Raw genomic sequence first — 11101 nt, forward strand, 5'->3', positions numbered from 1 at the left:
GCCGGGCGGGGGGGGGGGGGGGTGTGGCGGGGGGGGGGGGGGCGGGGGCCCCCCCCCCGCGGCGTGGTTCTGGTGTTGAGTCACAGGCCGGGGCCTGTCAGGCCGGGAGGGCCTGGGGGATTACGAGGTGAACCCGGGGGCTGCTTACTCGTTGAAGGTGTCGCTCTTGACGTCGACCCACTTGCCGCCCTTGACCTGGTAGACGGTCAGCTGCTTGTTGGTGGTGTCGCCGTACTCGTCGAACGCGACCTTGCCGGTGACGCCGTCGAAGCTGACCTTGCCGAGGGCCTCGACGACCTTGGCGCGGGCGTCCTCCGGGACCTTGTTGCCGTTGGCGGAGACGACGGCCTTGACGGCCTGGATGATGGACCAGGCGGCGTCGTAGGAGTAGCCGCCGTAGGCCGCGTAGTCGTCCTTGTAGCCGCCGGCCTTGTAGTCGGCGATGAAGTTCTTCGCGGTGGGCAGCTTCTCGACCGGGTAGCCGATCGAGGTGGCGAGGTCGCCCTCGTTGGCCTCGGCGGAGGCGCTGATGAAGGCCGGGTCGTAGATGCCGTCGCCACCGAAGGTGGGGATCTTGGCGCCGGTCTTCTTGATCTGGTCGGAGAGCAGGCCGCCCTCGGGGTACTGGCCGCCGAAGTAGACGGAGTCGGCGCCGGAGGACTTGACGCGGTTGGCCGTGGCGGAGAAGTCGGTCTCCTTGACGGTCACGTGGTCGGTGCCGACGACCTTGCCGCCGAGGCGCTTGAACTCGTCGGAGAAGATCGCCGCGAGGCCGGCGCCGTAGGTCTGCTTGTCGTCGACGACGAAGACCTTCTTCTTGCCGGCGTCCTTGAAGAGGTACTGGGCGGCGAACTTGCCCTGGACCACGTCGGTGGCGGCGGTGCGGAAGTAGGTCTTGAAGGGGCGCTTGAACTCGCCCTTGCCCCAGTTGTCGCCCTGGCTGAGCGAGGGGTTCGTGTTGGCCGGGGAGACCTGGGCCAGGTTGGCGGAGTTGAAGACGCCCTGCATGGACTGGGCGACGCCCGAGTTCAGGGGGCCGACGACGCCGAGGACTTCCTTGTTGCCGACGAGCTTGGTGGCGTTGGCCTGGCCGGAGGCCGGGACGGCCTGGTCGTCGAGGGCCTCGACCTTGAACTCGACTCCGGGGACCTCGTTGTTCTTGTTGGCCGTCTTGGCGGCCAGGTCCACGGAGTTCTTGATGCCCTGGCCGAGGGCGGAGAGCGAGCCGGTGAGGGGGGCGTCGACGCCGATCACGACGACGGTCTTCTTGTCGCCGGAGTTGTCGGACTTTCCATCTTCCCCGCGCGATCCACAGGCGGAGAGGGTCAGCGCCCCGGTGGTGATCACGGTGGTCAGAACGAGCAAAGAACGGTGTCGCACGATTCTTCCTTTCCCTGGCGCGGCTCCCGCTGTGGGGTGCCGTTCGGTCGCCGGGCCGCTCTGGGAGGTACGCGGCCGTGCTGGTTGCGCCCGGCGGCGCGGTGACTGGCCGTGACTCTAGAGCGGAGGTGGCGAACTCGGGGAGCGGGGAAAGGAGGATGTGACGCTCTTGTTATGCCAAGGCCAAGAATGTGTGCCGGGAAGTGCGACAGATCGGACCTTTGGGGGTGTCGTTGATCGTCCGCATGGTGAGAATTCCCAGCTCCGCTAAGGGGCTTGAGGCTTTGATGGTACTGACGCTGATCGTTTTGGCATTTCGGTAGCGCAATGTGTCCGGCGTGATTCCCCGGCGGGGCTCTGATGTGCGAAAACGGGCTTCGGCGGGGCATTCCGCAACGCTGGATGATTACACAGGGTGATGGTGGGTCGGAAGATCATCGGATGGTGCCGGAGCGTTCGAGGGGCGCGTGCAGGGCTCCGACCTGCTGGCCGTGCGCCTGCTGTGCGCCCCCCGGTCGGGTGACCGGAACGCGGACGGCGGGCGCGGCAATCCGGAGACCGGCTCAGCGCGGCGGGCGCCAGTTCTCGGAGCTGCGCAGCGCCCCGCGCTCCTCCGTGCAGCGCTGCCGCGTGCGCCGCTCGATCAGCTCAAGTGCCGCCTCGCGGCCGCGAGTTCGCTGTTCCGCGCGGGCCTCTGCGAGTACCTGCTCGTGGATCTCGAACTGTCCGTTCGACATCCCCTTCTGCTCCCAGTCGAGACCGGCCCACTTACCGCCCGTGAGTGCCTCGCGGGCCCAGTAGGTGATCAGGCTGGTGCAGACGTCGGCGGGGGAGCTGGTGCGCGGGGCGGGGCTGGGGGTGGTGCTCGGGGTGGCGGGGCCGGGCGGGGCGGGCGGGCCGGGTGTGGAGCAGCCGGCGGCGGCCAGGGCGGCGAGGAGCGCGCAGCCGGCGTACCGGGCCAGGGCGTGCGGCGTGGTCCCCATGAAGGGGACGGTAGGACGTCACCTTCGGTGACACAACGGTCGCGGCACGATTGCCGCGCGCCGCCGGGCCCTCCCCGGCGGCCTGGCGGAGGGCCGGGGAGCGCCGCGCGGCGGCTGCGGACGGGGCCGGGTGCGGGTTCCCGTACCGACTTGCCCGTGCGGGTGCGGGTCAGGGGGTGGCGGGCGTCGCCGGCGGTTCGGCGGCGTCCAGCTCGCGGAGCATGCAGGTCAGGCGGGCCGTGCAGACCCGCCGGCCGTCCTCGTCGGTGATGGCGATCTCGTACGTGGCGGTGGAGCGGCCGCGGTGCAGCGGGGTGGCGGTGCCGGTGACCAGGCCGGAGCGGGCCGCCCGGTGGTGGGTGCAGTTCAGGTCCAGGCCGACGGCGATCTTCCGGTGGCCGCCGTGCAGCATCGCACCGACCGAGCCGAGGGTCTCGGCGAGCACGGCGGAGGCGCCGCCGTGCAGCAGCCCGTACGGCTGGGTGTTGCCCTCGACGGGCATGGTGCCGACGACCCGGTCGGGTGCGGCCTCCAGGATCTGGATGCCCATGCGGTTGCCGAGGTGGCCCGCGGAGAACAGGGCGGGCAGGTCGATCCCGAGCCCGGCGTACTCGTCGATGATCTCCTGCGGGAACTTCACGTGCGTCTGCTCGCCCATGGGGCCGGCTCCGTTCGTAAACGACCGTTAACTAGGGTCTTCATATCAGGTGACCGGGGAGTACGGACAGCCGCCCGCACTCCCCGGCCCGCACGTCCGGGCAGGTCAGGCGCCGCCGCCGGCCGGCTCGAAGCGGACGATCACCGACTTGCTGGCCGGGGTGTTGCTGGTGTCGGCGGTCGAACCGAGCGGCACCAGGACGTTCGTCTCCGGGTAGTACGCGGCGGCGCAGCCGCGCGCGGTCGGGTAGTGCACCACCCGGAACCCCGGAGCGCGCCGCTCCACCCCGTCCTTCCACTCGCTCACCAGGTCCGTGTACGCGCCGTCCGCCAGGCCCAGACCGCGGGCGTCGTCGGGGTTGACGAGGACCACGCGGCGGCCGCCGGTGATGCCGCGGTAGCGGTCGTCCAGTCCGTAGACCGTGGTGTTGTACTGGTCGTGCGAGCGCAGCGTCTGCAGCAGCAGCCGGCCCTCGGGCACCTCGGGGTACTCGACCGGGGCGGCGGTGAAGTTGGCCTTGCCGGTGGCGGTCGGGAAGCGGCGCTCGTCGCGGGGGGCGTGCGGCAGGGTGAAGCCGCCGGGCCGGGCGACGCGGGCGTTGAAGTCCTCGAAGCCGGGCACCACCCGCGAGATCCGGTCGCGGACCGCCCCGTAGTCGCGCTCGAACTCCTCCCACGGGGTCGCCGACGCCTCGCCGAGGACGGCGCGCGCCATCCGCGCCACGATCGCGGGCTCGGACAGCAGGTGCGGGCTGGCCGGGACGAGGTTGCCGCGGGAGGAGTGCACCATGCCCATGGAGTCCTCGACGGTCACGAACTGGCGGCCGGTGGCCTGCACGTCCTTGTCGGTGCGGCCCAGGGTGGGCAGGATGAGGGCGCGGCGGCCGGTGACCGCGTGGGAGCGGTTCAGTTTCGTGGAGACGTGCACGGTCAGGGCGGCCTTGCGCATGGCGGCCTCGGTGACCTCGGTGTCGGGGGTGGCGCCGACGAAGTTGCCGCCCATCGCGAAGAACACCCTGGCCTCGCCGTCGCGCAGCGCCTCGATGGAGCGGACCACGTCGAAGCCGTGGTGCCGGGGCGAGGTGATGCCGAACTCCTTGTCGAGGGCGTCGAGGAATGCCGGTGCGGGCCGCTCGAAGATGCCCATCGTGCGGTCGCCCTGCACGTTGGAGTGGCCGCGGACCGGGCAGACGCCGGCGCCGGGGCGGCCGATGTTGCCGCGCAGCAGCAGGAAGTTGACGACCTCGCGGATGGTGGCGACGGCGTGCTTGTGCTGGGTGAGGCCCATCGCCCAGCAGACGATGGTGCGCTTCGAGGCGAGCACCATGCGCAGCGCCTCCTCGATCTCGGCGCGCTGCAGGCCGGTGGCCTTCAGGGTCTCGTCCCAGTCGGCTCCGGCCGCCGCCGCGGCGAACTCCTCGTAGCCGTGGGTGTGTTCGCGTACGAAGGTCTCGTCGACGGCGCCTTCGGTGGCGAGGACCAGCTTGTTGAGGAGGCGGAAGAGGGCCTGGTCGCCGCCGATGCGGATCTGGAGGAACAGGTCGTTGAGGGCGGCGCCGCGGATCATGCCGAGCGGGGTCTGGGGGTTCTTGAACCGCTCCATGCCGGCTTCCGGCAGCGGGTTCACCGAGATGATCTTCGCGCCGGCGGCCTTGGCCTGCTCCAGGGCGGAGAGCATCCGCGGGTGGTTGGTGCCGGGGTTCTGGCCGGCCACGATGATCAGATCGGCCTGGTGGAGGTCTTCGAGGGAGACGCTGCCCTTGCCGATGCCGATGGTCTCGACCAGCGCCGAGCCGGAGGACTCGTGGCACATGTTCGAGCAGTCCGGCAGGTTGTTGGTGCCGAACTCGCGGGCGAACAGCTGGAGCAGGAACGCGGCCTCGTTGCTGGTGCGGCCGGAGGTGTAGAAGAGCGCCTCGTCGGGGGACGACAGGGCGCGCAGCTCCTCGGCGATGATCGCGAAGGCGCGTTCCCAGGTGACGGCCTCGTAGCGGTCGGCGCCCTCGGGCAGGTACATCGGCTGGGTGAGGCGGCCCTGCTGGCCCAGCCAGTAGCCGGACCGGCCGGCGAGGTCGGACAGCGGGTGCGCGGCGAAGAAGTCGGGGGTGACCCGGCGCAGGGTGGCTTCCTCGGCGACGGCCTTGGCACCGTTCTCGCAGAACTCGGCGGTGTGCCGCTTGTCGCCCTCGGGCCAGGCGCAGCCGGGGCAGTCGAAGCCGTCCTTCTGGTTGACCTTGAGGAGGGTCTGCGCGGTGCGGCGCAGGCCCATCTGGGCCTGGGCGATCTTCAGGGTGTGGCCGATGGCGGGCAGGCCCGCCGCCGCGTGCTTGGGGGGCGCGACCTGCGGTGCGTCCTGGACCGGATCCCCTGCGGGCGGCTTGGTGGCCATGTCGCTCCCCTTTGAACGTGGTGCCGTGCGGTGTGGTGCCACTCCGATCCTGTCACGCCCCGGGAGGCGGGCAGCCGCTGCATTGTCGGCGGGGCCGACTAGGCTCGGGGGCGTGGCAGAGACAGCAGCGAAGCAGACCGACCAGACCCCAGCGGAGCAGCGCCCGCGCCTGATGCTCATGGACGGGCATTCCCTGGCGTACCGGGCGTTCTTCGCGCTGCCCGCGGAGAACTTCACGACCGCTGCGGGCCAGCCGACGAACGCGATCTACGGGTTCGCTTCGATGCTGGCGAACACCCTGCGGGACGAGGCGCCCACGCACTTCGCGGTGGCGTTCGACGTGTCGCGCAAGACCTGGCGGTCGCAGGAGTTCCCCGAGTACAAGGCGAACCGCTCGAAGACGCCCGACGAGTTCAAGGGGCAGGTCGAGCTGATCGGCGAGCTGCTGGACGCGATGGCGGTGCCGCGGTTCGCGGTGGACGGCTTCGAGGCCGACGACGTGATCGCGACGCTGGCCACGCAGGCCGAGGCGGCCGGCTTCGACGTCCTGATCGTCACCGGTGACCGCGACTCGTTCCAGCTGGTCAGCGGGCAGACCACGGTGCTGTACCCGACCAAGGGCGTCTCCGAGCTGACGCGGTTCACGCCGGAGAAGGTCCAGGAGAAGTACGGGCTGACGCCCTCGCAGTACCCGGACTTCGCGGCGCTGCGCGGCGACCCGTCGGACAACCTGCCGGGCATCCCGGGCGTCGGCGAGAAGACCGCCGCCAAGTGGATCAACCAGTTCGGTTCGTTCGCGGAGCTGGTGGAGCGGGCCGACGAGGTGAAGGGGAAGGCCGGGCAGAACTTCCGCGACCACCTGGACGCCGTGAAGATGAACCGCGTCCTGACCGAGATGGTCCGTGACGTGGAACTCGGCAGCACCCCCGCCGACCTGGCCCGCAAGCCGTACGACCGGAAGGCCGTCACGGGCGTCCTCGACGTCCTGGAGATCCGCAACGCCTCGCTGCGCGAGCGGCTGCTGGCCGTGGACCCGGGCGCCGAGCAGGACGAGGAGCCGGCACCGGCCGCCGGGGTGGAGCTGGACGGCAGCGTGCTGGGCGCGGGCGAGCTGGCCCCGTGGCTGGCGGCGCACGCGTCGGGCCCGCTGGGCGTGGCCACGGTCGACAGCTGGGCGCTGGGCGCCGGCCGGGTCGCCGAGGTGGCGCTGGCCGCCGCCGGCGGGGCGGCTGCCTGGTTCGACCCGGCGCAGCTGGACGAGGCCGACGAGCAGGCGTTCGCCGCGTGGATCGGCGACGCCGACCGCCCCAAGGTGATGCACAACGCCAAGGCCGCGATGCGGGTGTTCCCCGAGCACGGCTGGACCGTCGCGGGCGTCGCGATGGACACGGCGCTGGCGGCGTACCTGGTCAAGCCGGGCCGGCGGTCGTTCGCGCTGGACGTGCTGTCCGTCGAGTACCTGGGCCGCGAGCTCCAGCCGGCCGCCGCCGACGGGCAGCTGGCGTTCGGGGCCGACGAGTCCGCGGAGGCGGACGCGCTGATGGCGCAGGCCCGCGCGGTCCTCGACCTCGGTGACGCGTTCACCGGCCGGCTCGCTGAGGTCGGCGCGGTCGAGCTGCTGCACGAGGTGGAGCTGCCGACGTCCGAGCTGCTGGCCCGGATGGAGCGGTACGGCATCGCCGCCGACCGCGACCACCTGGAGGCGATGGAGCGGCAGTTCGCGGACGCCGTGCAGCAGGCGGTGAAGGAGGCCCACGCCACGGTGGGCCACGAGTTCAACCTGGGCTCGCCCAAGCAGCTCCAGGAGGTGTTCTTCGGCGAGCTGGGCCTGCCCAAGACGAAGAAGACCAAGACCGGCTACACCACGGACGCCGACGCGCTGGCCTGGCTGGCCTCGCAGACGGACCACGAACTCCCCGTGATCATGCTGCGGCACCGGGAGCAGGCGCGGCTGCGGTCCACCGTCGAGGGCCTGATCAAGACGGTCGCGGCCGACGGCCGGGTGCACACCACCTTCAGCCAGACGGTCGCCGCCACCGGCCGGCTGTCGTCGACCGACCCGAACCTGCAGAACGTCCCGGTGCGCACCGACGAGGGCCGGGCGATCCGCCGCGGCTTCGTCGTCGGCGACGGCTTCGAGTCGCTGATGACGGCCGACTACAGCCAGATCGAGCTGCGCGTGATGGCCCACCTGTCCGAGGACGAGGGCCTGATCGAGGCGTTCCTGTCCGGTGAGGACCTGCACACCACGGTCGCCTCGCAGGTGTTCGGCGTGGAGCGGTCGGCCGTCGACGCGGAGATGCGGCGCAAGATCAAGGCGATGTCGTACGGGCTGGCGTACGGGCTGTCCGCGTTCGGCCTGTCGCAGCAGCTGGGCATCGACCCGGCGGAGGCGCGCGGGCTGATGGACACGTTCTTCGAGCGGTTCGGCGGCGTGCGGGACTATCTGCAGCGGGTGGTCGACGAGGCCCGGGCGACCGGGTACACGGCGACGATGCTGGGCCGCCGCCGGTACCTGCCGGACCTCAACAGCGACAACCGGCAGCGGCGCGAGGCGGCCGAGCGGATGGCGCTGAACGCGCCGATCCAGGGGACGGCGGCGGACATCGTCAAGGTCGCGATGATCCGCGTCGACCGCGCGCTCGTCTCGGCGGGACTGTCCTCCCGGATGCTGCTCCAGGTCCACGACGAAATCGTCCTGGAGGTCGCGCCGGGGGAGCGGGCGCAAGTCGAGGAGCTGGTCCGCCGGGAGATGGCGGCCGCGGTGGAACTCCGCGCGCCGCTGGACGTCTCGGTCGGCGCCGGCCCCGACTGGGAGTCCGCCGCCCACTGACCCCCGGGTTCCCTCAATCGCCGGACGGGCCGGAGTCTGCCGGCGGGGGCCGCCGGACTTCCCTGTAGCGCTGGATGCTGCGGGGCAAGATCCAGCCCCGCCGGCGATTGAGGCGCGGGGTCCGGGGCGGAGCCCCGATCTTTCAGCCCGTCCGGCGTTTGAGGACCGGGGGTCCCGGGGCCGAGCCCCGGTTCGGGGAAGGGGCGGGGGAGAGGCCCCGCAGGGTCAGGGGTGGCGGAGCCGGAGGGCGGCGGCGTACAGGAGCAGCCCGCACAACAACCCCGTACCGGCCCCGAAACACAGCGCCGGCACCATGTCGAGCACGGTCGAGACCGGCGGGTCATAGGACAGCCACAAGAGCAGCCGCTGCCCGGCCCCCACCACCACCGCCCCGCCCAACAGGCACAGCACCCCCATCCGCCCCCGCCCGCTCAGCGCCACCCCCGGCACCCCCACCGGCTCGACCTCCCGCAATGCACGCCCCACGAACCACCCCAGCACCACCAGCCCCACCACAGAAGACCCGTACTGCAGCACGGCGAACCAGGGCTGCCCACCCCACCCGGTCCGCGCCAGTGCCGGAAACGCATCGGTCCCCCACCGGTCGTGGTGCGTGAAGCTGTCCCACACCACGTGCGTGGCCGCCCCCGCCACCGCCGACACCCAGAACGCACCGGCCAGCGGCAGCACCCGCCGCCCCCGCCACACCTCGCCCCGGACCACCCCGTACACCCGCCCCCGCCACCGCCCCGGCAGCAGTGCCACCACCGGCTCCCGCACCAGCAGCCACACCCCCGCCAGCACTCCCGCCAGCAGCACGTCCACGGTCAGCACCCCGGTCACCGAGTGCGTGAACGTCCCGAACGCCATCGCACCCGGCACCGCACTCGCCGCGAAGAACGCCAGGTCCGGCGCGAAGGACCCGGCGACCAGTCCCGAGGCGACCAGCAGCCCCCGCCCCCGCCCGCTGCGCCGCAGCCCCGGCAGTACGGCCGCGGCATGGCTGAGTGTGAACGGCATGGAACCGCCTTCCTGGCTGGATCTCGGGCGTCCCAGTATGCGCAGGCCACAGCACACGTGGGGGATTGGTGAACGCCCCCGCCAACCAGTGCCGTTTCACAGCGAACTGTCGTACTGTCACGCGGACGCAGGCCGTCGAGGGGGAGAGGGCCAGGGCCATGGCAGCAGCACGTTCAGCACGCATGCGGCACCGCGGAGGCGCGGCCGCCGTCCTGTCGGCGCTCGTCGCCGGCGTCGCCGTGGCCTCGCAGGGACCGGCCGGGGAGGCGGCGGCGAGTCCCGCCGTGCAGCCGGTGGCGGCGGCCTGGCAGCCGCCCGTGGCGAGCACCGAGTACTACACGGCCCTGCCGCCGCTGGACTCCCCGCTGCCGCCCGGCGACCCCGCACCCCAGCCCGCGCCCACGCCGTCGGCCACGCCCGCGGCCCCGCGCCCGGCGGCACCCCCGCGTACCGCGCCGGTGCTGCGGACCCCGATGGCCGGGCCCGGCAGCCGCGGGATACCCGCCACCGTGCTCGCCGCCTACCGGCAGGCGGAAGCGACCGTCGCCGCCGGCGACCCCGGCTGCGGCCTGCGGTGGCAGCTGCTCGCCGCGATCGGCAGGGTCGAGTCCGGGCAGGCGCGCGGCGGGCTGGTCGACGCCGCGGGCACCACCTACACGCCGATCCTGGGGCCCGTCCTCAACGGCAACGGCTTCGCGGACATCTCCGACACCGACGGCGGTGCGTACGACGGCGACAGCCGGTGGGACCGGGCCGTCGGCCCGATGCAGTTCATCCCGTCCACCTGGCGCACGTGGGGCCAGGACGCGAACGGCGACGGCGTCCGCAACCCCAACAACATCTTCGACGCGGCCCTCGCGGCCGGCCGCTACCTCTGCGCGGGCGCCCGCGACCTGCGCACCCCGTCCGACCTCGACCGCGCGGTCCTCAGCTACAACCACTCGACGGAGTACCTGAACACCATCCGCTCCTGGTACGCGTACTACCTCACGGGCACCCGCGAACTCCCCAACCCGAAGCCGCCGCTGAATCCCACCCCCAAGCCCAAGCCGAGCCCGACCCCCACGCCGACGCCCAAGCCGACGCCCACGCCGACGCCGACCCCGACCCCCACGCCGACGCCCACGCCCACGCCCAAGCCGACTCCGAAGCCGACCGCGACGCCCACGCCCACGCCGACGCCGACGCCCACGCCGACGCCCACGCCGACTCCGACCTCGAAGCCGACCGCGATGCCCACGCCCACGGCCACACCCACGCCGAGCGTGACCCCCGCGCCCGAGCCCACGGCGACGTCCAAGCCGTCGGCGAATCCGAGCCCGTCGGCCTAGGGGTCTCCCCCACCTCGCCCCTTCCCGAAGCGGGGGCTCCGCCCCCACGCCCCCGGTCCTCAAACGCCGGACGGGCTGGAGTCTTCCCTGCCCGGACTTCGGCCGCCGCCCGCTGAGGGGCAAAATCCAGCCCCGCCGGCGTTTGAGGCGCGGGGTCCGGGGCGGAGCCCCGATCTTTCAGTCCGTCCGGCGTTTGAGGACCGGGGCCCGGGGCGGAGCCCCGGTTCGGGAAGGGGCGGGGAGGGGAACGGCCCCGCAGGGTCACAGCCGCCCGCACACCACCGGCCTGTTCAAATCTGCGGGCCGCGTTGCTACGGTGCCCGCCCTGACACCCCGTCACATCCCGGAGGTGCACCCCCGTGCGCGCACTCCTCGCCGCAGCCACCGGCCTGGCCGCCGCCCTGCTCCTGGTGTTCCTCGCCACGGCGATCGGCCCGCCGGAACCCGGCACCTCCCCCAAGCCGCTCCTCACCACCATCCCCTCCGCCCCCGGAAAGTGAGGAGGCCG

General features: G+C 72.4%; 8 protein-coding genes. 3 read left to right on the forward strand and 5 right to left on the reverse strand.

All coding sequences use genetic code 11. The features are described from left to right. Positions 1 to 144: 144 nt before the first annotated feature. The 4 genes from LG634_RS18205 to LG634_RS18220 form a co-directional block, all read right to left on the reverse strand. Positions 145 to 1380, reverse strand: a complete 1236-nt coding sequence (locus tag LG634_RS18205; protein ID WP_226734914.1) for a branched-chain amino acid ABC transporter substrate-binding protein — start codon at positions 1378 to 1380, stop codon at positions 145 to 147. Between the two features lie 563 nt (positions 1381 to 1943). Continuing rightward, positions 1944 to 2363 carry a hypothetical protein gene (locus LG634_RS18210; RefSeq protein ID WP_226734915.1) on the reverse strand — a complete coding sequence of 140 codons (420 nt, stop codon included), beginning with the start codon at positions 2361 to 2363 and terminating at the stop codon, positions 1944 to 1946. Between the two features lie 169 nt (positions 2364 to 2532). Further along, the gene (locus LG634_RS18215; RefSeq protein WP_226734916.1) at positions 2533 to 3021 is read right to left on the reverse strand and encodes a PaaI family thioesterase; all 489 of its coding nucleotides are present in this window, start codon (positions 3019 to 3021) and stop codon (positions 2533 to 2535) included. 105 nt (positions 3022 to 3126) lie between these two features. Continuing rightward, positions 3127 to 5409, reverse strand: a complete 2283-nt coding sequence (locus LG634_RS18220; RefSeq protein WP_226734917.1) for an FdhF/YdeP family oxidoreductase — start codon at positions 5407 to 5409, stop codon at positions 3127 to 3129. Positions 5410 to 5521: 112 nt separating this feature from the next. On the opposite strand from LG634_RS18220, the gene polA reads away from it, so the two are divergent. Further along, positions 5522 to 8242 (forward strand): DNA polymerase I, encoded by a 2721-nt coding sequence (polA, locus tag LG634_RS18225; protein ID WP_226734918.1) that lies wholly within the window; start codon positions 5522 to 5524, stop codon positions 8240 to 8242. A 225-nt stretch (positions 8243 to 8467) separates the two neighbouring features. On the opposite strand, the gene LG634_RS18230 is transcribed toward polA, so the two are convergent. Then, positions 8468 to 9262 (reverse strand): DUF4184 family protein, encoded by a 795-nt coding sequence (locus LG634_RS18230; protein ID WP_226734919.1) that lies wholly within the window; start codon positions 9260 to 9262, stop codon positions 8468 to 8470. Between the two features lie 182 nt (positions 9263 to 9444). On the opposite strand from LG634_RS18230, the gene LG634_RS18235 reads away from it, so the two are divergent. Next, positions 9445 to 10593, forward strand: a complete 1149-nt coding sequence (locus LG634_RS18235) for a lytic transglycosylase domain-containing protein (RefSeq protein ID WP_226734920.1) — start codon at positions 9445 to 9447, stop codon at positions 10591 to 10593. 359 nt (positions 10594 to 10952) lie between these two features. Next, positions 10953 to 11093 carry an SPW_0924 family protein gene (locus LG634_RS18240; RefSeq protein ID WP_226734921.1) on the forward strand — a complete coding sequence of 47 codons (141 nt, stop codon included), beginning with the start codon at positions 10953 to 10955 and terminating at the stop codon, positions 11091 to 11093. Positions 11094 to 11101 lie beyond the last annotated feature (8 nt).

The organism is Streptomyces bambusae (assembly GCF_020532645.1).
In the GTDB taxonomy this organism is placed as follows: domain Bacteria; phylum Actinomycetota; class Actinomycetes; order Streptomycetales; family Streptomycetaceae; genus Streptomyces; species Streptomyces bambusae.